Origin of the sequence: Pseudomonas sp. LAIL14HWK12:I1, from assembly GCF_003202095.1 — a bacterium.
GTDB lineage: Bacteria > Pseudomonadota > Gammaproteobacteria > Pseudomonadales > Pseudomonadaceae > Aquipseudomonas > Aquipseudomonas monteilii.
Map to the genome: position 1 here is coordinate 134913 of NZ_QJKG01000008.1, position 22309 is coordinate 157221.

The 22309-nt window shown below is 61.6% G+C and carries 19 protein-coding genes and 1 pseudogene; 5 read left to right on the forward strand and 15 right to left on the reverse strand.

Annotated elements, in window-relative coordinates:
* Positions 1 to 12: 12 nt before the first annotated feature.
* Positions 13 to 1263, reverse strand: a complete 1251-nt coding sequence (locus D906_RS19840; RefSeq protein ID WP_003255680.1) for a sarcosine oxidase subunit beta family protein — start codon at positions 1261 to 1263, stop codon at positions 13 to 15.
* Positions 1264 to 1278: 15 nt separating this feature from the next.
* The gene (locus D906_RS19845) at positions 1279 to 2532 is read right to left on the reverse strand and encodes a serine hydroxymethyltransferase (RefSeq protein ID WP_003255681.1); all 1254 of its coding nucleotides are present in this window, start codon (positions 2530 to 2532) and stop codon (positions 1279 to 1281) included.
* Positions 2533 to 2862: 330 nt separating this feature from the next.
* Here D906_RS19845 and D906_RS19850 point away from each other — a divergent pair, with 330 nt between their 5' ends.
* Entirely contained in the window at positions 2863 to 3903 is a 1041-nt protein-coding gene (locus D906_RS19850; protein WP_016714524.1) for a low specificity L-threonine aldolase, read from the forward strand.
* 107 nt (positions 3904 to 4010) lie between these two features.
* Here the strand turns inward: D906_RS19850 and D906_RS27085 are convergent, their stop codons facing one another.
* The 4 genes and pseudogenes from D906_RS27085 to D906_RS19865 form a co-directional block, all read right to left on the reverse strand.
* Positions 4011 to 4748, reverse strand: coding sequence for a methyl-accepting chemotaxis protein (locus tag D906_RS27085; protein WP_371105412.1), 738 nt, complete (start codon positions 4746 to 4748; stop codon positions 4011 to 4013).
* Positions 4749 to 4874: 126 nt separating this feature from the next.
* Positions 4875 to 5948 (reverse strand): annotated as a pseudogene (gene mcpH, locus D906_RS27090) (methyl-accepting chemotaxis protein McpH); the annotation flags it as partial.
* Between the two features lie 139 nt (positions 5949 to 6087).
* Entirely contained in the window at positions 6088 to 6390 is a 303-nt protein-coding gene (locus tag D906_RS19860; RefSeq protein WP_016714522.1) for a cell division protein ZapA, read from the reverse strand.
* Entirely contained in the window at positions 6387 to 6614 is a 228-nt protein-coding gene (locus D906_RS19865; protein ID WP_027615930.1) for a hypothetical protein, read from the reverse strand. Before D906_RS19865 ends, D906_RS19860 begins: the two co-directional genes overlap by 4 nt.
* A 277-nt stretch (positions 6615 to 6891) precedes the next feature.
* On the opposite strand from D906_RS19865, the gene D906_RS19870 reads away from it, so the two are divergent.
* Positions 6892 to 8517 (forward strand): methyl-accepting chemotaxis protein, encoded by a 1626-nt coding sequence (locus tag D906_RS19870; protein ID WP_019096471.1) that lies wholly within the window; start codon positions 6892 to 6894, stop codon positions 8515 to 8517.
* Positions 8518 to 8536: 19 nt separating this feature from the next.
* On the opposite strand, the gene D906_RS27095 is transcribed toward D906_RS19870, so the two are convergent.
* Both D906_RS27095 and gbcB read right to left on the reverse strand, forming a co-directional pair.
* Positions 8537 to 9178: an RHS repeat-associated core domain-containing protein gene (locus tag D906_RS27095; protein ID WP_102063319.1), complete on the reverse strand. Its 642-nt coding sequence runs from the start codon at positions 9176 to 9178 to the stop codon at positions 8537 to 8539.
* A 118-nt stretch (positions 9179 to 9296) separates the two neighbouring features.
* Complete coding sequence (gene gbcB / locus D906_RS19880) at positions 9297 to 10397, reverse strand: glycine-betaine demethylase subunit GbcB (RefSeq protein WP_019096469.1); 1101 nt, start codon at positions 10395 to 10397, stop codon at positions 9297 to 9299.
* Positions 10398 to 10692: 295 nt separating this feature from the next.
* Here gbcB and gbcA point away from each other — a divergent pair, with 295 nt between their 5' ends.
* Positions 10693 to 11985: a glycine-betaine demethylase subunit GbcA gene (gene gbcA / locus D906_RS19890; protein ID WP_027615931.1), complete on the forward strand. Its 1293-nt coding sequence runs from the start codon at positions 10693 to 10695 to the stop codon at positions 11983 to 11985.
* A 20-nt stretch (positions 11986 to 12005) separates the two neighbouring features.
* Here the strand turns inward: gbcA and D906_RS19895 are convergent, their stop codons facing one another.
* Positions 12006 to 12878, reverse strand: coding sequence for an RHS repeat-associated core domain-containing protein (locus tag D906_RS19895; protein ID WP_080587335.1), 873 nt, complete (start codon positions 12876 to 12878; stop codon positions 12006 to 12008).
* A 611-nt stretch (positions 12879 to 13489) separates the two neighbouring features.
* Between D906_RS19895 and D906_RS19900 the strand changes: the two genes are divergently transcribed.
* Positions 13490 to 13699: a cold shock domain-containing protein gene (locus tag D906_RS19900; RefSeq protein WP_019096467.1), complete on the forward strand. Its 210-nt coding sequence runs from the start codon at positions 13490 to 13492 to the stop codon at positions 13697 to 13699.
* 111 nt (positions 13700 to 13810) lie between these two features.
* On the opposite strand, the gene D906_RS19905 is transcribed toward D906_RS19900, so the two are convergent.
* The 6 genes from D906_RS19905 to D906_RS19930 all read right to left on the reverse strand — a co-directional run bounded on the left by D906_RS19905 (position 13811) and on the right by D906_RS19930 (position 21616).
* Complete coding sequence (locus D906_RS19905) at positions 13811 to 14581, reverse strand: electron transfer flavoprotein subunit beta (protein ID WP_019096849.1); 771 nt, start codon at positions 14579 to 14581, stop codon at positions 13811 to 13813.
* Between the two features lie 10 nt (positions 14582 to 14591).
* A complete protein-coding gene (locus D906_RS19910) occupies positions 14592 to 15824 on the reverse strand; it encodes an electron transfer flavoprotein subunit alpha/FixB family protein (RefSeq protein WP_027615932.1) in 1233 nt (410 codons plus the stop codon).
* Positions 15824 to 17776, reverse strand: coding sequence for a dimethylglycine demethylation protein DgcB (gene dgcB / locus D906_RS19915; protein WP_027615933.1), 1953 nt, complete (start codon positions 17774 to 17776; stop codon positions 15824 to 15826). Before dgcB ends, D906_RS19910 begins: the two co-directional genes overlap by 1 nt.
* A 180-nt stretch (positions 17777 to 17956) precedes the next feature.
* Positions 17957 to 20017, reverse strand: coding sequence for a dimethylglycine demethylation protein DgcA (gene dgcA, locus D906_RS19920; RefSeq protein WP_019096852.1), 2061 nt, complete (start codon positions 20015 to 20017; stop codon positions 17957 to 17959).
* A gap of 15 nt (positions 20018 to 20032) precedes the next feature.
* Complete coding sequence (locus D906_RS19925) at positions 20033 to 20563, reverse strand: DUF5943 domain-containing protein (RefSeq protein WP_003255698.1); 531 nt, start codon at positions 20561 to 20563, stop codon at positions 20033 to 20035.
* Positions 20564 to 20638: 75 nt separating this feature from the next.
* A complete protein-coding gene (locus tag D906_RS19930) occupies positions 20639 to 21616 on the reverse strand; it encodes a dipeptidase (RefSeq protein WP_003257506.1) in 978 nt (325 codons plus the stop codon).
* Positions 21617 to 21901: 285 nt separating this feature from the next.
* Here D906_RS19930 and D906_RS19935 point away from each other — a divergent pair, with 285 nt between their 5' ends.
* Positions 21902 to 22303 (forward strand): lysozyme inhibitor LprI family protein, encoded by a 402-nt coding sequence (locus tag D906_RS19935; protein ID WP_019096853.1) that lies wholly within the window; start codon positions 21902 to 21904, stop codon positions 22301 to 22303.
* The last annotated feature ends 6 nt before the right edge of the window (positions 22304 to 22309 follow it).

The window sequence follows — 22309 nt, forward strand, 5'->3', positions numbered from 1 at the left end:
CGGTGTCTCCGGTTAGTGGGCGACGGCGGCGGCGCCGTGTTCGTCGATCAGTGCGCCGTTGTAGAAACGGTCCATGGAGAACGGCGCGGCCAGTGGGTGCATTTCGCCCTTGGCCAGGCTCGCGGCGAAGACGTTGCCCGAACCCGGGGTCGCCTTGAAGCCGCCAGTACCCCAACCGCAGTTGAAGAACATGTTCTTGACCGGGGTCTTGGTGATGATCGGGCAGGCGTCTGGCGAGGTATCGACGATGCCACCCCACTGGCGGTTCATGCGAACGCGCGACAGGTTGGGGAACATTTCGACGATGGCCTGCAGGGTGTGCTCGATCACCGGGTACGAACCGCGCTGGCCGTAGCCGACCCAGCCATCGATACCGGCACCGATCACCAGGTCGCCCTTGTCGGACTGGCTGATGTAGCCGTGTACGGCGTTGGACATGATCACGCTGTCGATGATCGGCTTGATCGGCTCGGACACCAGCGCTTGCAGCGGGTGCGATTCCAGCGGCAGGCGGAAGCCGGCCAGCTTGGCCATGTGCCCGGAGTTACCGGCGGTGACCACACCAACGCGCTTGGCGCCAATGAAGCCTTTGTTGGTTTCCACACCGATGACCGCGCCGTTTTCCTTGCGGAAGCCGATCACTTCGGTTTGCTGGATCAGGTCAACGCCCAGGGCGTCGGCAGCACGGGCGAAGCCCCAGGCCACGGCGTCGTGACGGGCCACGCCACCACGGCGCTGCACGGTGGCACCCAGGATCGGGTAGCGGGTGTTCTTGGAGCAGTCCAGGTACGGGATTTCTGCGGCAACCTGGGCGGTGTTCAGCAGCTCGCCATCCACGCCGTTCAGGCGGTTGGCGCTGACGCGGCGCTCGGAGTCACGCATGTCCTGCAAGGTGTGGCACAGGTTGTACACGCCGCGCTGGGAGAACATGACGTTGTAGTTCAGGTCCTGAGACAGGCCTTCCCACAGCTTCATGGCGTGCTCGTACAGGTGCGCCGACTCGTCCCACAGGTAGTTGGAACGCACGATGGTGGTGTTACGGGCGGTGTTGCCGCCGCCCAGGTAGCCCTTCTCGATAACGGCGACGTTGGTGATGCCGTGCTCTTTGGCCAGGTAATAAGCCGTGGCCAGGCCATGGCCGCCACCGCCGACGATAACCACGTCGTACACCTTTTTAGGGGTGGGCGTGCGCCACATGCGCTGCCAGTTTTCGTGGTGGCTGAGGGAGTGTTTGAAAAGGCCGAAGCCCGAGTAGCGTTGCATGGTCGTTTACTCCACTCAGCGGTAAACAGGGAAGTCGGCGCACAGGGCAGCGACGTTCTTCGCCACATCGGCTTCGACGTCGGCGTCACCGAGGTTGTCGAGGATGTCGCAGATCCAGCCGGCCAGGGCCACGCACTGGGCAACCTTGAAGCCACGGGTGGTGACGGCCGGGGTACCGATGCGCAGGCCCGAGGTGACGAACGGCGACTGCGGGTCGTTCGGCACGGCGTTCTTGTTGACGGTAATGTGCGCGCGGCCGAGGGCGGCGTCAGCATCTTTACCCGTCAGGCCCTGGCGAATCAGGCTGACCAGGAACAGGTGGTTGTCGGTGCCACCGGATACCACGTCGTAGCCACGGTCGATGAACACCTGGGCCATGGCCTGGGCGTTTTCGATCACTTGTTGCTGGTAGGCCTTGAAGCCTGGCTCCAGTGCTTCCTTGAAGCACACGGCCTTGGCGGCGATCACGTGCATCAGCGGGCCGCCCTGGGCGCCTGGGAATACAGCGGCGTTCAGCTTTTTCTCGATCTCTTCGTTCGACTTGGCCAGGATCAGGCCGCCACGTGGGCCGCGCAGGGTCTTGTGGGTGGTAGTAGTCACCACGTCTGCGAACGGAATCGGGTTCGGGTACAGGCCAGCAGCAACCAGACCGGCAACGTGGGCCATGTCGACGAACAGCAGCGCACCGACCTTGTCGGCGATGGCGCGGAAGCGTGGGAAGTCGAGGGTTTTGGAGTAGGCCGAGAAGCCGGCAACGATCATTTTCGGCTTGTGCTCGACGGCCAGGCGCTCGACTTCGTCGTAGTCGATCAGGCCGGTGTTGGTGTCGATGCCGTACTGAACAGCGTTGTACAGCTTGCCCGAGGACGACACTTTAGCGCCGTGGGTCAGGTGGCCGCCGTGGGCCAGGCTCATGCCGAGGATGGTGTCACCGGCCTGCAGCAGGGCCAGGTAGACAGCGCCGTTGGCCGACGAACCGGAGTGCGGCTGGACGTTGGCGTAGTCGGCGCCGAACAGCTGCTTGGCGCGCTCGATGGCCAGGGCTTCTACCTTGTCCACGTGCTCGCAGCCACCGTAGTAGCGCTTGCCCGGGTAGCCTTCGGCGTACTTGTTGGTGAGGCCGCTGCCTTGGGCCTGCATGACGCGCTTGCTGGTGTAGTTCTCCGAGGCGATCAGCTCGATGTGATCTTCCTGGCGCTGTTCTTCGGCATTCATCGCCGCCAGCAGTGCGTCGTCGTAACCCTGGATCTGGTCTTGCTTGCTGAACATCGTGTATCTCCCGGCAGCGATCGTTTTTTGTCGTGGGGCACTGTGGCCCTTTGTGGCGATGTTATGACTGGTCGGGGCGGGTCAGATGCCTGCGCACGCCTTGCAATGGCGCGTTTACGACATTGGCTTTTGTGTTAGTCGTGCCGGCCTCTTCGCGGGACAAGCCCGCTCCCACAATGGCCCTGTGTACACGGGCCATTGTGGGAGCGGGCTTGTCCCGCGAAGAGGCCGGTCCAGACAACCCTGAAATCAGCTTATGTCGGGGTTGTATAGGCAACCGCCGAATCGATGGTTTAGAGTGCTGTTCTGCGTCGTTCACAGGACCGTGTCATGACAGATAAGAGCCAACAATTCGCCAGCGACAACTATTCCGGCATCTGCCCAGAAGCCTGGGCAGCAATGGAAAAGGCCAACCACGGCCACGACCGCGCTTACGGCGACGACCAGTGGACCGAGCGCGCCTCGGAATACTTCCGCAACCTGTTCGAAACCGACTGCGAGGTGTTCTTCGCCTTCAACGGCACCGCCGCCAACTCCCTGGCCCTGGCCTCGCTGTGCCAGAGCTACCACAGCGTCATCTGCTCCGAGACCGCGCACGTCGAAACCGACGAATGCGGTGCCCCGGAGTTCTTCTCCAACGGTTCCAAGCTGCTGACGGCGGCCAGCGTCAACGGCAAGCTGACGCCGGAATCCATCCGTGAAGTGGCGCTCAAGCGCCAAGACATCCACTACCCAAAACCACGTGTGGTCACCATCACACAGGCCACCGAAGTAGGCACCGTTTATCGCCCAGATGAGCTCAAAGCGATCAGCGCAACCTGTAAGGAACTGGGGCTGAACCTGCACATGGATGGCGCGCGCTTTACCAATGCCTGCGCGTTTCTCGGCTGCAGCCCGGCCGAGCTGACCTGGAAGGCCGGTGTAGATGTGCTGTGCTTTGGCGGCACCAAGAACGGCATGGCCGTGGGTGAGGCGATCCTGTTCTTCAACCGCCAGCTGGCCGAAGACTTCGACTACCGCTGCAAGCAGGCCGGGCAACTGGCGTCGAAGATGCGCTTCCTGTCGGCACCGTGGGTGGGCCTATTGGAAGATGGCGCCTGGTTGCGCCATGGCAACCACGCCAACCACTGCGCGCAGTTGCTGGCCTCGCTGGTAAGTGACCTGCCGGGTGTGGAGCTGATGTTCCCGGTGGAGGCCAACGGGGTGTTTCTGCAGATGCCGGAGCACGCGATTGAAGCGCTGCGCGGCAAGGGGTGGCGGTTCTATACCTTTATTGGCAGCGGCGGTGCACGGTTCATGTGCTCGTGGGATACCGAGGAAGAGCGGGTGCGGGAGCTGGCGGCGGATATCCGTAGCATCATCACTGACTGACAGGCCGCATCGCGGGGCAAGCCCGCACCCACAAGTACAGCGCCGTCGCTGAGATTGGCGCTGTACTTGTGGGTGCGGGCTTGCCCCGCGAAAAAGCCAACACCGATCTAGAGCCTGAACCCACCCATCTGTCGCGCCAGGTCATCGGCCAAGCCACGCAGCGCCTGGCACTCCTCGCGACACCCTTGCACCTCCGCCGCCGTCTCCCGCGCCAAGTCGGAAATCCCCTGCACTGTCCGGTTGATCTCTTCAGTCACCGCCGACTGCTCTTCCGTCGCCGTTGCCACTTGATGGTTCATGTCGCTAATGTGCTCCACCTGGTCGGTAATTGCACCCAGCGACGCCCCGGTGCGCTGGCTCGATGCCACACCACTGCCAGTCGCCTGCTGCCCCGCCTGCATCGAGCTCACCGCCGAACCCGCGCCCTGCTTCAGGCGCTGGATCATCTGCTGCACTTCGTCGGTGGACAGCTGTGTACGTCTGGCCAACGTACGCACCTCATCGGCCACCACGGCAAACCCGCGCCCCATCTCCCCTGCCCGTGCGGCCTCGATGGCAGCGTTCAACGCCAGCAAATTGGTTTGTTCAGAGATGCTACGGATTACTGCGAGCACTTCATCGATCGAGGCAACTTCATCAGCCAACTGGCTGACGGCATCAGCGGCCTTGCCGATGTCGCCCGACATCCCCTCGATACCACGAATCGAGCGTTGCACCACCTCACGCGCCTGCAAGGCCTCGTCCCGTGCCGACTGCGAGGCCTGCGCCGCCTCACCGGCATTGCGGGCTATGTCCTGCACGGTCAGACCCATCTCGTGTACAGCGGTGGCGACCATCTCGGTCATTTCCTGCTGCCGTCCGGAACGCTCGGCGGTGTTGTCCACCACCTGAGTCACCTGCTCAACCGCCCGATGCAGCCGTTCGGAAGTCTGCAACACCTCGCCGATCAGGCTGCGCTGGCTGTCGAGGAAGCGGTTGAAGCCACGGGCCAGGTCACCCAGTTCGTCCTGGCGTGCATCATCCAGGCGGTGGCTGAGATCACCCGCACCGCTGCCGATCTGCACCAATGCCGCAGTGACGCGACGGATTGGTCGCACCAGACCACGCGCCAGCAGCACCACCAGCAGTAGCGACACCAACGCTACGGCACCACCGATGAGACTGGTCAGCCAGACAGCCTGGTGCATTTGCGCGTAGATTTCCGACTCTGGCACTTCGGCCACCAGGGTCCAGTTGAGGTCGCGCAGGGGCAAGCCAAGCGCCAGGTAGCGTTCGCCGTCGCGGCTGAAACGGCTGCTGCGCAGGCCTTCGCTTCCCGTCATGACGCCCTTGGCTGCGTCCGTGCCAAGCTGCTCGGCAAGCTGGCGCTTGCCACTGAAGGCAGCGTCCGGATGCACCTGGATCAAGCCATCGTTACGCACCAGAAATACTTTGCCGTGTTCGCCGAAGCTGAAGTCGTGAATCAGCTTCGAGAGTTCGGTCATGCGCAGGCCCATGCCGGCCACGCCCACCAATTGGCCTTGCTTTTCTACGCGGTAGTCGATGAACAGCGCCAGCTCGCCGGTCGCACCGTCGATGTCGATGTTGATGAACCGCTCGGCGCCGCTGTCGATGTAACCGTAGAACCATTTGTCCTTGGGGTTGCTGCGGTCAAGGGTGCGGTCCAGGCCATTCTCGTTGTAGTAATGGCCGGTTTCGGTCGAGGCAAATAGCGTGGTGAAGGCTTTGTTGCGCTGCTTGGCGGCGGCCAGGTATTCGATGAATTGCGGGGCCTGGACGGGGTCTTCGCCAGCAGCCAGCCAGTCGCGCAGCAGGGTGTTGCCGGCAATGTCTGCTGCAGCTACCAGCGGCTGGCCGAGCATGCGCTCGATGTCGTTGCGGATGGCTTCGATGCTGGCCGGCAGCGCAGTGTCGACCAGGTAGCGATCGGTGAGGCGGTTGAGCGCCACGGTGAAAATGATGACCACCACCAGGATGCTGGCCAGCAGGGCGGCGCCCATGCTGGTGATCAATTGCCACTGGATGCTTTTACGCCAGATACGCATGCCCCTACTCCCCGCACATTATTGTTTTGCGAGAAGTGTATACACTTGCGTATCCAGTTAATCCAGTGATCTAGAACAACAACACGAATCCTGTGGGAGCGGGCGCGCCCGCTCCCACAGGGATCTCGGTATCAGGCCGTTATTGCTCGGCAATGGTCCGCACGATGGCGTCCACCGTGGCGTCGATCTGCGCCTGGGTACGTGCCAGGGTTTGCTGGTGTTCTTTCTGCAGTTCAACCTGCTTTGAGCACAGGTTAAGGGCAGCCAGCACCAGCAACTTGTCGCCGATCAGGGTCGGGTACTGACGCTTGGTCTCGTTCAGGGCGGTGTTGAGCATCCGCACCGCCTGGGCCAGGGTTTCTTCCTGGCCTTCGGGCGCCTTGATCGAATAGTCGATGCCGAGAATCGACACGACATTGACCGGCTGCTCGTGCAATCTCATGCGCCGACGCCAGCGCTGGCGCGATCAACCAGGGCCTGCAGGCGGGCAGCGGTGCTGCCGTTTTTCTCTTCCTGCTCCATCAGCGACAGTTGCAGGGTTTCGTTCTCTTCCTTGGCCTGCGCCAATTGCGTGCCGAGGATAGCGTTCTGCTCGGTGAGTTGAGCGTTTTTCTGCATCAGGTCGCTGACCAGTTGCTCGATTTGATTCAGGGAAGCTTCCAGCATGGGTCTATCTCAGGTTGTTGCGAGGGGCGCACACGATAAAGAAAAGTGCCGCCCATCGCCATTAAATATCAGATTCATAAGGTGTCGAACCCGCAGATTGACAGGGTAACGGCCCCCTTGTTCCGACCTGCGTCAACCGCCGGTCAGGAAAAGGTTAGCCACCTCACAATTTTCACCGGTCGCACTCAAGACTGGCCAGTCACGACCGATAGCCCGGCAAGTCATGTTTTGTCGCACTTTACGCACCTTATTTCCCCTTGCCTGGACCCTCCTCTCCATGTCTCTACGCAACATGAATATCGCCCCGCGCGCGCTGCTGGGCTTCGCGCTGATCGGCCTGCTGATGCTTGGCCTTGGTGTCTTCTCGCTGATACAGATGGGCAACATCCGCCAAGCCGGCGTGGCTATCGAGCAGGTCAGCGTGCCCAGCATCAAGATCCTCGACGAACTCACCGCGCTGAACCTGCGTATGCGCACCCTCTCCTACCGCCTGCTGCTCAACCGTGAGCCAGAAACCCAGCGCGATACCCTCAACCTGCTGGACCAGCGCAACAGCCAGATCGACCGCGCACGCCAGGCCTACCTGCCCATGATCACCGCTGCCGACGAACAGGCCGCGTTCGACCAGTATGGCCAGTTGCTCAACCAGTACCGCCAGCTGGAGTCGCGCATGCGCACCCTGAGCCAGGCCGACCGCCTGGACGAACTGCGCGACCTGCTGAACCGTGACCTGCTGGCCAATTCCGAGCAGATCAACAAGGTCATGGACACCCTCGTGCGCATCAACACCGACCAGACCCGCGCCACCAACGAAAAAGCCGCCAGCCAGTACGCTGCGGCTTTCGCCCTGGTGATCGGCCTGCTGGTTGCCGCCACCGTGCTGACTTTCGCCTGCGCCTTCCTGCTGACCCGCAGCATCGTCAAACCGATCGAAGAGGCGCTCAAGTGCGCCGAGCAAGTCGCCGACGGTGACCTGACCCACGTCATCCGCGCCGAAGGCACCGACGAAGCCGCCCGTTTGCTGCGCGCCATGGCCCGCATGCAGGACAAGCTGCGCGATACCCTGCAGCTGATCGCTGGCTCTGCGACCCAGCTGGCCTCGGCGGCCGAAGAGTTGAACGCCGTCACAGACGAAAGCGCCCGTGGCCTGCAACAGCAGAACAACGAGATAGAACAGGCCGCCACTGCCGTAACCGAAATGACCAGCGCTGTGGAAGAAGTGGCGCGCAACGCCGTGAGTACCTCGGAAGCGTCCAGTGAAGCCAGCCGCTCGACCGGCGACGGTCGTGACTTGGTAATGGAGACCGTGGGCGCCATCGAGCGCATGAGCGGTGATGTGCAGGCCACTGCCAAATTGATCACTCACCTGGCCGAACAGTCGCGCGACATCGGCAAGGTACTCGACGTGATCCGCGGCCTGGCCGACCAGACCAACCTGCTGGCGCTCAATGCTGCCATCGAGGCGGCGCGTGCCGGCGAAGCGGGCCGTGGTTTTGCCGTGGTGGCCGATGAAGTGCGTGCGCTGGCACACCGTACCCAGCAGTCGACCAGCGAGATCGAGCGGATGATCGGCAGCATTCAGGGCGGCACGGAAGAGGCTGTGGAGTCGATGCGCACCAGCACCGAGCGTGCCGAGTCGACACTGAATATCGCCCGGGGCGCGGGCATGGCGCTGGATACCATTGCTGGGGCAGTGGCACAGATCAACGAGCGTAACCTGGTGATTGCCAGCGCGGCGGAAGAGCAGGCGCAGGTGGCGCGGGAAGTGGACCGCAACCTGGTGAACATCAATGACCTGTCGGTGCAGAGTGCTACCGGGGCGCATCAGACCAGTGCGGCGAGTGCTGAACTGTCGCGCCTTGCCGTGGACCTGAATGGGTTGGTGGCACGCTTCCGTACCTGATCTGAAGAACCTGGGGCCGCTATGCGGCCCTGATCTGTTCAGCGCTTTTGATGGGGCTTGAAGACCTGCTGGCGATAGGGCCAACGAAAGGCGAGAACTCGGCCTCTGCCAAATCCATCACGAAGGGGCCATAGCCATCCTTAAGCTTCTTGTTCAGGGATTTGGCAGTCGAAAATCCTTTCACCCCAACCTTCACAAGGCCTGCGGCAACGACCAACTCATTACTACCAGGTACGCCGTAAGAAACCAGCTTACTTCCAACGAGGGCCGTCCACTTCGCTGTTTCAGACACTACTTTTAGCCTGCTAGGGCCAGACCAGGCAGCTTTGATCCGCGAAGCTAACCATATAGCGTTTTTAAACAACGCAAGGACACTCATCGCCCCACTTGGGTCATGCCTGTTAACCGGATCGTCCAGGCAATAGGCATAAGCACTGATGCCACCCTTGGAGAATGGGCTCAGATGGTCTGCAGATAAGAATCGCCTTAAAGCTGGGCGGTATACTCTTCTGCCGTTGCCGAGCAAGTAATTGCCAGTGAACCGATCTTGGAACTCTCCATTGAATACGAGCAATGATTCAGCCCTGCCAGGCTGTAGGCCGTAAGGATCGTACGGCACTGAGCTCAATATACTCACGGCAGTCGAAGCGCGCTGCATCATTCAGATCCTCAAAGTGGTCTGAAGTGAAGTTACTCCACATTCAGATACTCTGGAACTGACATATCTGCTAGCTCTCCAATAGCACCGAGGGCCGCTTCGCAGCCCCAGCATCTCTTAATCAGTAATCGATCCGCACATCCCCCTTCGGCACACTGCAGCACGACAGGATATAGCCCTCGGCTTCGTCCTCTTCGGTAATGCCGCCGTTGTGCTCCATCTCCACCTCACCGCCCAGCTTGAGCACCTTGCAGGTGCCGCAAATGCCCATGCCGCAGGCTTTCGGGATCATCAAGCCAACCTTGGCCGCCGCCGCATGCACGGTTTCGCCCGGAGCAATGCGGATGCTCTTCTCGCTACCGATGAACTCCACCAGGTTGAGGTCGGAAACATCCAGCTCCGGTGCATCGGCCGCCTGCTCGGCGTGCTCCACTGCATCGGCCTTGGCCTCGGCCGGGGTCGCGCCGAACGACTCCTCGTGGTAGTTCTTCATGTCGAAGCCGACCGCTTCGAGCATGCGCTTGACCGCCGTCATGTAGGGCGTCGGGCCGCAGCAGAACACCACGCGGTCCATGTAGTCCGGGGCAATCAGCTCCATCAGGCGCTGGTTGAGATAGCCGCGATACCCGGCCCATGGCTCGCCCAGGCCATGCTTCTCGCAAATGATGTGCAGGCTGAAGTTGGGGATGCGTGAAGCCATCTGTTCCAGCTCGCGGTGGTAGATGATGTCCTTCGGCGAGCGGGCGCTGTGTACGAACACCATGTCGACGTTGGCGTTGGTGTCGTAGAACCAGCGCGCCATCGACATGACCGGGGTAATGCCCACGCCACCCGACAGGTACAACACCTTGGCTGCCGGGAAGTCGATGGCGTTGAACAACCCCACCGGCCCGTGCACCGGCAGCTCGGCACCTTCGTGCATGGTGTCGTGCAGGAAGTTGGACACCAGGCCGCCCGGTACACGCTTGACGGTGATCGAGAAGCTGTACGGCACCGATGGCGAACTGGAAATGGTGTAGGAGCGCATCACCGGCTTGCCTTCGATCTCCAGCTCCAGGGTGACGAACTGCCCGGGTTTGAAGAAGAACATGATCGGCTGATCGGCCATGAAGCAGAAAGTGCGCACGTCCCAGGTCTCCTGGATGACCTTGACGCAGCGCACGATGTGGCGGCCGTTGGCCCAGGTCTGGGTGGTGACCGGATTGAGGAAGGTATCGGACATGTTCATCTCCAGCAGCCGACTATTGGGCTTTTTATGGCTTGGATAATGCGCAAGCTTGCGGCTACGTACATTCCTGCCAGCGACATCGGCGTGCTTATCGCGACCAGCCCCGCGCCACAAGGGTTGGGGCGTCGTAATTCAAATCGGCCATGTCGCCCATGGATACGGTTCGCTGCGGCTTCGGACGCACACTCCACGGCAAATAAACACGCTGTTTCTTGATAAGCAGCCTTGCGGCACCACAACAACGATTAGCCACCTTTTGCCGGCCGCACACGGCCCCGAGGAATACACGATGGACGTCACCGCAACCCTGAGCCTGGGCGATCCACTGGAACCTGCACGCAAGGCTACCGCCGAGATGCTGCAGACCCGCGAGCGCACCTACTCGCTGCCCCAGCCTTTCTACACCGACGAGCGTCTGTTCCAGATCGACATGCAGGAGATCTTCCAGAAAGAATGGCTGATCGCCGGCATGACTTGCGAAATTCCGGCGAAAGGCAACTACATCACCCTGCAGATCGGCAACAACCCGATCCTGGTGGTGCGTGGCGCCGAAGGTAAGGTGCACGCCTTCCACAACGTCTGCCGCCACCGCGGCTCGCGCCTGTGCGTCAGCGACAAAGGCAAGGTGGCCAAGCTGGTGTGCCACTACCACCAGTGGACCTACGAACTGGACGGCCGCCTGCTGTTCGCCGGCACCGAAATGGGCGCCGACTTCGACATGAAGCAGTACGGCCTGAAGCCGGTGAACGTGAAGGTGGCCGGCGGCTACATCTTCATCAGCCTGTCGGAAAACCCGCCCGCCATCGACGAGTTCCTGGCCACCCTGGAACACTACATGGAACCGTACGACATGGAGAACACCAAGGTGGCGGTGCAAACCACCTTGATGGAAAAAGCCAACTGGAAGCTGGTGCTGGAAAACAACCGCGAGTGCTACCACTGCAGCGGTTCGCACCCGGAGCTGCTGCAAACCCTGCTGGAGTGGGACGACACCAACGACCCGCGCGCCAGCCAGGAATTCAAGGACCACGTGGCCGCCTCGGCCGCCGCCTGGGAAGCCGAGAAAATTCCGTACCTGCACAAGAGCCACGGCCTGCGTAACCGCATCGTGCGCATGCCGCTGCTCAAGGGCACCGTATCGATGACCATGGACGGCAAGCAGGCCTGCCAGAAGCTGATGGGCCGCATCAAGAACCCAGACCTGGGCTCGATGCGCATCCTGCACCTGCCGCACTCGTGGAACCACTGCATGGGCGACCACATGATCGTGTTCACCGTGTGGCCGATCAGCGCTCAAGAGACCATGGTCACTACCAAGTGGCTGGTGCACAAGGACGCTGTGGAAGGTGTGGACTACGACCCAGAGCGCATGCGCAAGGTGTGGGACGCCACCAACGACCAGGACCGCCGCCTGGCGGAAGAAAACCAGCGTGGCATCAACTCCACGGCGTACCAGCCTGGGCCTTACTCGAAGACTTACGAGTTTGGCGTGGTGAACTTTATTGACTGGTACAGCGGGCGAATGCTGAACAACCTGGGGGCGGAGCCGGCGGCGTATCTGAAGGAAGTACAGGGGCAGTAAACGCAAGACCTGCATACCGGCTACACGGCCGTCTCTCTGACGGCCGTTTGACGCTCATTGATAACATCCATCTGCGACAAACTTCGGTGCCTAGGGGCTGTCGAGGGCGGAGGGGTCACCCCTGTACTAAAAGGCCATTCCGGCTCACGCAGCGAGCTTCTGCCTGAAGCTGGAAATTGAATGTTGCCTTGAGCGGATTTAATTGGATAACGCGAGCCGAGCTGCTCTACGGCAAGTTGTCCTACTTCTACAGCTGAAGAGATGGTTGCCGCTGCTCCAAACGAAAAATCTGCCATCACCAACGCATCGTTATTTGCCCCCGCAAGGCGTGCCACCCCCGTACCAATACTGGCTAACGCGGTGCTGCCCCCTACCCCCATCAGCATCTTTTGCCTCCAATCCAACCGTGGTAGCTCGCTCTCTATCGTTCCCGTCGCGAGGTCACCATTGCGACTTGCTGCAAACTCTGGATCATAAGAAAAATACCTTCTGGTGATGCGCATGTCCTTGAGGTACTTATAGGCTGTGATGCCCAAATTCAATACCCCGCTCAGAATGCTTCTTACAGGCGCGGCGTATTGTATGAATCGCCCGCTGGGATCTGTGAAGTTGACAGGATCATTGTGACAGTACGCATACGCATTAATGCCCCCACGATAAAATGGGCTGAGACTATCAGGGCTCGTGAATCGCATCAGCGCTGGTCGGTAGGAGCGATGGCCATTTCCCAACGGGTAATTACCAGCCAATGAATCACGATATTGGCCGCAAAAAGCAAGCCCTGGTATTGGAGGCGTTTTGACGTTTCCATAGGGTGAATAAGCGCGCGGCTCGGTGGGTTGCCCCCTCATGACTGATTGTTGCAGATCGGTGCTTAGCAATAACGTCGACATGGTTTACCCACAGGTGCCGAATCTTGTGGATACCTTAGCGATAGCTTTGGAGTGTGAGTACTGGTAAAAATACTAGGCGTGTATTGATCATTATTTGATCAAACCCAGACAGGCCTTATGGAGCGTGGTCTGCAGCGGATTCCGTACACCTTACCCACAGAGACACCAACAGAGTTTGTGAGCAAAGCGCAGCCATGCCGCGTTTACTCTGTGGATAAGCGATTCAAGGCCTTGATAATCATGGATCAGAAAGCATCCTGACCAATTTGATCGTTTTTTAATCAATTCCTCACAAGCCATAACCTGCGCGGCTTTCAGGTAGTGCCGAACAGATTATCCACAGACCCGCTAACAGCGATTGTGGGCAAAACCAGACAGCGCTACGTCAATCTGTAGCTGATGAGCCGAGCCAGCGCTGATCACTTTCTGATCAAAACTCTGTAAGCCCCGCTGTGTAAGGCCCACAGCCATGCGCCAACACTTTATCCACACCTTGGCGAACAGATTCCGTGGGCAAAACAAACGTGTACCTGATATTTCTGCCAGTTTCGCCAAATCCAGCGATGTGATTGGGTAATGGCCACTACTTTGGCATTACTCAGGAGTGACTTATGCACAGCCGCCAGGAAGGCACTGTGAAGTGGTTCGATGAAAAGCGGGGGATCGGAGTTATCAGCGCCGAAGGGCGGCGTAGGGATTACCTGGTTTTGCGCTGCGCCGCAGTGAATGTGGTGTTGTCGAAGGGGGAACGGGTGTTATTCGAGCCAGTGAGCGAGGCGCTAGGCTGTTGGGCGTTCAATGTGGCCAAGGCACATCATTAGCCTGTCAGGCCCAATCGCCGGCAAGCCAGTTCCCACAGGTATTGCACAGGGCCCGAAGGCAGTAGTAATCCTGTGAGAGCCGGCTTGCCGGCGATGGGGCCAGCTCAGGCTTCAGCGCAACACGCCTTCTTCTACCAACAGCTTGAGAATGGCCTCAGCGCCCTCCTGTGGCGAAACATCCTTCAACACCTTGCCACCGCCACCACTGGCCTTGGCCGTTGCCGCCTTCATCCGGTCAGCACCGCTTTTGGCCTTGATGACCTTCAAGCGCTTGGGCCGTGGCCGGGCCGGTTGCAGCTCGGCTTCGGCCAGCAGGTCGTCCTCGACGATGGCCACGTTACGCGCCGCCAATACACCCCGGCGCGCCGGCCCGAAGGCGCTCTGGCGCGGCTTGGGCGCAGCGTTATCCACAGTCGCCAGCAACGGCAAACGCACTTTCAACCGACGCCGCTGACCACGCGGTAGAGCTTGCAGTACCTGGGCGGTGCCGTTCTCGATCGACTCCACCTCAGCCAACCCCACGATCAACGGCCAGCCAAGTTTTTCGGCCAGCAGGAAGGGCAACATGCCCGACCCTTCACCCGTTTCGGCCTGGCTACCGGTCAGCACCAGCTGCGCCCCGGCATCGCGCAGGTAATCGCCCAGCACGCCCAGCACATCGGCACCGGCCGGCTGCTCCAGAACATCCAGATGGTCCAGGCCCATGCCCAGGTAGGCGCGCAGCGCTTCTTCCTGTGGGTCGCCGGCATGCACCACCTGCAAGTTATCCCCAGCCAGCTGCAAACCCAGTTCCACGGCGCGGGCATCCTGCTCGGCGCGGCGGGCGCGTCCGGAGCTTGGGTGGGCACCGATGGAAACCAGGCTGATCACTTTCGTACTCATGCTCGTGCCCTTATGCCGCGTCGCGCTGGCCGCCGCTGCGGAAGTTGTCCACAGCCTCGATCAGTGCCTTGAGAATCGCCGAGCTGTCGCCAATCACCGACAGGTCGGCCCGTTTGATCATGTCGCAGCCCGGGTCCATGTTGATCGCCACCACCTTGTCGCAGGCGCCAATGCCCTGCAGGTGCTGGATCGCGCCCGAGATACCCACAGCCACGTAGACCCGTGCGGTCACCCAGGTACCGGTAGCACCCACCTGGCGGTTGCGCGGCATGAAGCCATCGTCCACCGCCACCCGCGAGGCGCCTTCGGTGGCGCCCAAGGCTGCGGTAGCCTTGTGGTACAAATCCCAGTCCTTGACCCCGTTGCCGCCCGAGACGATGAACTCGGCCTCAGCCATGGCAATGGTGGCCGGGTCCACGGCCACCGAGCCGAGGTCTTCGATACGCGACAGGCTGCGCGCCACGCTTGTGAACAACTCCACCGGCAACGCTTCGTGGCGGGTTTCGCTGACCGGTTCGGCACACTCTGCCGCCGCCAGGATCAGGCGCGGTACGGCGCGCTGCAGGTCTTGCTGGCCGGCACCGGCACGGCCGATGCACTGGCCATCCTTGACCTGCCACACCCGTGTCGCCGGGCGCTCGCCCAGGGCTGCGCCCAGGCGCCGGCCCAGTTCGCCGCCACCGGTGCGGCTGTCGGGCAGCAGCCAGTGGCGTGGGGTGAACTGGTTATCCACAGCCCGCAGGCCCTGCACCAGTTGCTCCGGTGCATAACCCTCGAATGCTTCACCTTCGATGACCAGCAGGCGGTCGACGCCGGCTGTGGAAAAGTTGCTTTCCTTGTGTTCGTTGAACACCACCGCCAACACCGCACCATCGCTGCCAGCCAGGCTGTGGGCCAGGCCAAGCAGGTCGCGGTCGTGGCTGCTCAGGCGGCCACCGACCATGTCCGGCACCACGGCAATGTAGAACGCCGGCGCTGGCACTTGATGCAGCGGCAACTTGACCTCGGTCGCCGCCGTGCGCCGCCCGCCCACACCGGTGCCCTGCTGGGCGCCACTGCGGTCGATGCGCTTGATGCCGGCCGGGCCGATGAAGCCTGCGGCAATCGCATGGGGGTTCTTGCGGATGAGGCCGTTGGGCCCCATCCAGCTGGTCTGTTGTGTTTGCATGGCCGCGTGCAGCGGGTGCAGGCGGTTACGGGCGATCCACTCGGCGCGTGGGTCGCGGCGGATAATGTCGCTCATCAGTGCACCTCCGCAGGTTCACGTTTGGCCGCTTGCGGCTTTGGGGCGGCGGGCGATTCCTCTTCGATCAGCACGTCGGCCACCAGCTCGGCCAGGTCCTTGATCTGTGGGCGCGGTTCGACAACACCTTCGAGCATGGCGGTACATTGCGGGCAACCCACGGCCACCAGCTCGGCCTCGGTTTCGCGAATGTCGTCCATGCGCATGTCGGGGATACGCTGCTTGCCCGGGATGTCGGTGATCGGCGCACCGCCACCACCGCCGCAGCAACGGGAACGGAAGCCAGAACGTTGCATCTCGCGCACTTCGATACCCAACGCCTTGAGCACTTCACGCGGGGCTTCGTACTCGCCGTTGTAACGGCCCAGGTAGCACGGGTCGTGGTAAGTGACACTGCCGCCCTTGTGCTGGCCAAGGTTGAGCTTGTTGGCCGCGATCAGTTCGGCGATGTAGGTGCTGTGGTGCTGCACCTGGTATTCGCCGCCCAAGGCGCCGTATTCGTTCTTCAGCACATGGAAGCTGTGCGGGTCGCAGGTGACGATGCGCTGGAACTTGTACTTGGCCAGGGTCTGGATGTTGCGTTTGGCCAGTTGCTGGAAGGTCGCCTCATCGCCCAGACGGCGGGCGACGTCGCCGCTGTCGCGTTCTTCCAGGCCGAGCACGGCAAAGTCCACGCCCGAAGCCTTGAGCACTTTGACAAACGAACGCAGGGTGCGTTGGTTGCGCATGTCGAAGGCACCATCGCCGACCCAGAACAGCACTTCGGTGGTTTTCACCTCGGACAAAAGCTTCAGGTTGAGGTCAGCAGCCCAGTTCATGCGCCCGCCAGGGGCGAAGCCGCCAGGGTTGTCGGTGGCGATCAGGTTGTCCAGCACCTCGGCGCCCTTGTTCGGGGTAGCGCCCTTTTCCAGGGTGAGGTGGCGGCGCATGTCGACGATGGCATCGACGTGCTCGATCATCATCGGGCATTCCTCGACGCAGGCACGGCAAGTGGTGCACGACCACAGCGTTTCGGCATCGACCAGGCCATTGACGATCGGCTGGTGCGGGTGGCCGCCGTGTTCGCCAATCGGCTTGCCTGGGTACGGGCTGCCGGCGAACCGGGCGTCGGTGCCACCGGCCAGACCGATGACCATGTCCTGGATGAGCTTTTTCGGGTTCAGCGGCTGGCCAGCGGCAAAGGCCGGGCACATGGCTTCACATTTACCGCACTGCACGCAGGCATCGAAGCCCAGCAGCTGGTTCCAGGTGAAGTCCGCCGGTTTTTCCACGCCCAGCGGCGCATTCGGGTCTTCCAGGTCCAGCGGTTTGAGGCCAGTGGAGCGGCCGCCGCCGAAGCGTTCGGCGCGGCGGTGCCAGGCCAGGTGCAGGGCACCGGCGAAGGCGTGTTTCATCGGGCCGCCCCAGGTCATGCCGAAGAACAGCTCCGACACGCCCCACAGCACGCCCAGGCCTAGGATGCCGACCATCACCCAGCCACCGGTGTTGGCGGGCAGGATGCCAGCGACCGGCAAGGTGGCGATGAAGAAGCTTACGGCGAACGCCATCAGGCTCTTCGGCAGGCGCATCCACGGCCCTTTGGACAGGCGCGAAGGCGGGTTGAGGCGGCGCTTGAAGACAAAGATGGCGCCGCTGAACATGATCACGGTGGCCACCAGCAACGCGTAGCCGAGGATTTTGCTTTGCAGGCCAAAGCCATGCACCAGGATCGCCAGCACGGCCGACAACACGAAGCCGCCCGCAGTGGCCACGTGGGTCTTGGACATGTACTTGTCGCGCTCGACCACGTGGTGCAAGTCCACCAGGTAGCGGCGCGGCATGGCCAGCAGGCCGCCGATCAGGTTGACCTTGGACGGCCGGCCTCGCCGCCACATGCGCACCCGGCGCAGGGCGCCGAGCACTGCCAGGCCAAGGGCAGCGAACAGCAGGATGGGTAGAAGGGTGTTCAACATGGGAGGCTCCCACAACAGCTGGATTCTTGCGCCGCCCTGAAGGCCAACGCGGACCCCTGTAGGAGCGAGCGAAGCTCGCGATAGCGCCCGATCAGACAACCCGGTGCCAAGGCTGACGCCATCGCGAGCTACGCTCGCTCCTACAGGGGGGCCAATCCCGCCTCTAGAGAGGCGGAGCGATCAGAAGTCCTTGCACAGGCGCAAGGCGTCGTAGATCGCCGCATGCACGTTGCGCTGGGCCACGCAGTCGCCGATGCGATACAGCAGGTAGCCTTCGCCCGGCTGGCTGAGAATCGGCTGTGGCTTGATGGCGAACAGCGCCTCCACGTCGATCTGGCCTTTGTTGCGCGAACCTTCCTTCAGGGCGTAATACAGCTGCTCGTCAGGGCGCACGCCGTTCTCCACCACCACCTGGTCGACCACGCGCTCTTCCTTGGCGCCGGTGTATTCGTTCTCCAGCACCGCCACCAGCTTGTCGCCTTCGCGGTAGACCTTTTCCAGCATCATGTCGCCGGTCATGATCACTTCTTTGGGGTACATGCTGCGGTAGTAGGTCGGGAACGTAGTACCGCCCATGGCAACGCCCGGCTTGATGTCGTCGGTGACGATTTCCACCTGGCTGCCCTTGTCCGCAATGAAGTCGGCCACCGACATGCCGGTGAACTCGCAGATGGTGTCGTACACCAGCACGTTCTTGCCCGGCGCAACCTTGCCGTCGAGCACGTCCCAGCTGCTGACCACCAGCCCTTCTGCGGCGCCCCAGTGCTCGTTCTGCTCCAGGAACGAATGGCCGCCCACTGCCAGCACGATCACGTCCGGGCGCAGGTCCTGGATGGTGGCCACGTCAGCGGCGGTGCCCAGGCGCAGGTCGACTTTCAAACGCGCCAGCTCCAACTGGTACCAGCGGGTGATACCGGCAATCTGGTCACGCTGCGGTGCCTTGGCGGCGATGGTGATCTGCCCGCCAATCTGGTCTTTCTTCTCGAACAGGGTCACGTCGTGGCCACGTTCGGCCGCTACGCGGGCAGCTTCCATACCGGCAGGGCCAGCGCCAACCACCACCACCTTGCGCTTCACGCCGGTGGTTTTCTCGATGATGTGCGGCACGCCCATGTATTCACGGGAGGTCGCGGCGTTCTGGATGCACAGTACATCCAGTCCCTGGTACTGGCGGTCGATGCAGTAGTTGGCACCGACGCACTGCTTGATCTGGTCAATCTGGCCCATCTTGATCTTGGCGATCAGGTGCGGGTCGGCCATGTGCGCACGGGTCATGCCGACCATGTCCACATAACCGCCTTCAAGGATGCGCGTTGCCTGGTTCGGGTCCTTGATATTCTGCGCGTGCAGCACCGGGACCTTGACCACTTCCTTGATGCCGGCCGCCAGGTGCAGGAACGGCTCCGGCGGGTAGCTCATGTTGGGGATAACGTTGGCCAAGGTGTTGTGGGTGTCGCAACCCGAGCCGACCACGCCGATGAAGTCGAGCATGCCGGTGGCGTCGTAGTACGCGGCGATCTGCTTCATGTCTTCGTGGCTGAGGCCATCGGGGTGGAACTCGTCACCGCAGATACGCATGCCCACGCAGAAGTCGTCACCGACCTCGGCACGCACGGCTTTGAGCACTTCCAGGCCGAACTTCATGCGGCCTTCGAAGGTGCCGCCCCATTCGTCGGTACGCTTGTTGACCCGTGGGCTCCAGAACTGGTCGATCATGTGCTGGTGCACCGCCGACAGTTCCACGCCGTCCAGGCCGCCCTCTTTGGCGCGACGTGCCGCTTGCGCGTAGTTGCCGATCACCCGCCAGATCTCTTCCACCTCGATGGTTTTGCAGGTGGCGCGGTGCACGGGTTCACGGATACCCGACGGCGACATCAGGGTCGGCCAGTTGAAGCCGTCCCAACGCGAGCGACGGCCCATGTGGGTAATCTGGATCATGATCTTGGCGCCATGCTTGTGCATGGCGTCGGCCAGGTTCTGGAAGTGCGGGATGATGCGGTCGGTCGACAGGTTGACCGACGCCCACCATTCCTGCGGGCTGTCGATGGCCACGACGGACGAACCACCGCAGATCGCCAGGCCGATGCCGCCCTTGGCCTTTTCTTCGTAGTACTTCACGTAGCGGTCGGTCGTCATGCCGCCGTCAGTGGCGTAGACCTCGGCGTGCGCGGTGCTGAGCACGCGGTTGCGGATGGTCAGTTTGCCGATCTGGATCGGCTGGAACATTGCTTCGAATGCCATGACGCTATCTCCGGCTTACAACGGCTTTGTAACGAACAGGCCATCTTCGTGGCCTTCTTCCGACCCGCCGTAGACCTGTTCGGCCACGGTGCGGATCTTGCTGCCGCGGGCAGCGAGAATCTGGTCCATGGCGCCGGCGAACCAGCCGGTGAACATGTAGTCGACCTTGCGACCGCACTTGCCATAGACGTACACGAACGCAGAGTGCTTGAGCTTGACACTGCAGGTGCCTTTATCCAGGTCGATGTCCTGGATTTCGAACAGGCCCCAGCCACGCTGGCTCAGGCGCTTCATGTAGTGCTCGAACACCGCCACGCCTTCCAGGCCATGGCATTCAGCTTCTTTTTCACACCAGTGCCAGGCGGACTTGTAGCCGGCCTTGTAGAGGATTTCGGCATAGGCATCGGCGCCCAGCACTTCTTCGATACCCATGTGGTTGTTGACGAAGAAATGGCGCGGCACGTACAGCATCGGCAAGGCGTCGCTGGTCCAGACACCGGTCTCGCTGTCGACTTCGATTGGCAATTGCGGGGCGATCTTGGCCATGGAAACTCAACTCCATAAAATTTTTTGTGGGTGCCCCGGCGTTGCTGGCAGGGGCTATCAGGCTTTGAGAGCGGCTTACTCGCCCCAGACGTCCTTGAGGACGTTGACCCAGTTCTCGCCCATGATCTTGCGTACCACGCGCTCGGAGTGGCCGCGTTTGAGCAGGGTTTCGGTGAGGTTGGGGAACTCGCCGACAGTGCGGATGCCGAGCGGGTTGATGATCTTGCCGAAGTTGGTCAGGCGACGGGCGTAGCCCTTGTCGTGGGTCAGGTACTCGAAGAAGTCCTGGCCGTGGCCTTGGGTGAAGTCGGTACCGATACCGATGGCGTCTTCACCCACGATGTTCATGGTGTACTCGATGGCTTCGGCATAGTCGTCGATGGTGGAGTCGATGCCCTTGGCCAGGAACGGCGCGAACATGGTCACGCCAACGAAGCCGCCGTGGTCGGCGATGAACTTCAGCTCTTCGTCCGACTTGTTGCGCGGGTGCTCCTTCAGGCCCGAGGGCAGGCAGTGGGAGTAGCACACGGGCTTTTTCGATTCGAGGATGACTTCTTCAGAGGTTTTGGAACCCACGTGGGACAGGTCGCACATGATGCCGACGCGGTTCATTTCCGCCACGATCTCGCGGCCGAAGCCCGACAGGCCGCCGTCACGCTCGTAGCAACCGGTGCCCACCAGGTTCTGGGTGTTGTAGCACATCTGCACGATGCCCACGCCCAGCTGCTTGAACACATCCACGTAGGCGATCTGGTCTTCGAAGGCATGGGCGTTCTGGAAGCCGAAGAGGATGCCGGTCTTGCCCAGTTCCTTGGCCTTGCGGATGTCGGCGGTGGTGCGCACCGGCATCACCAGGTCGCTGTTGTCGCGGATCAGCTTCTGGCTGGCAGCGATGTTGTCGACGGTTGCCTTGAAGCCTTCCCAGACCGACACCGTGCAGTTGGCCGCAGTCAGCCCGCCTTTGCGCATGTCTTCGAACAGCTCGCGGTTCCACTTGGCAATGATCAGGCCGTCGATGACGATGCTGTCGGCGTGAAGTTCGGCTGGGCTCATCAGGCTGTCCCCTTTTATTGAGTTGGGCTGCGCCAAACCTTCTGCCGGCGCTTTGGGGCCAGCATATGCCTGTGCCCAATGACGCCCCGATGCAAAAACGACAGGGGGTTTGCCGAAAGCGTCAATGCGCGACAACACGCCCTCTGGCATGCGGCGTGGCGATGAGAGACAGTCTCGATAACGACGTTTCTGGCCGTTTTATGAACATTTCGTCAGAGAGCTACCGCCTTGCCTTCGGCTGAGCGAGAATCCCTGCGATTCGTCAGCCTGTTGAGGAGAAAACGGATGAAATCATTGGCATGGCTGGTACTGCTGGCTGTCGTATCGGGCGCCCAGGCCGGCGAGGAAGAAAGCACCCCGTGCGACAACGTCGAGACCGACCAGCAGACCTACGCGTGCGCTGCGTTCAACAAGCAGACTGCCGAGCGTGAGCTGAAGTCCGCTTACGATGACTTGATCCAGCGTATTCGCGACCAATATGCCGATGAGGGCGACCAGGCTACCGCGCTGGTCGGGCGTATGGATGCGGCCGAGAAGCTGTGGACACAGCTGCGCGATGCGGATTGCAAGGTTGAGACCTATGCCGAGAAGCCCGGGAGCAAGGCGTTTCAGGCGGCTTGGGACACCTGCGTGGCGCAGCGCAGTGATGACCGGTCGGAGTATTTGCAGAGCATTGGTCAGCAGTAAGCCTGC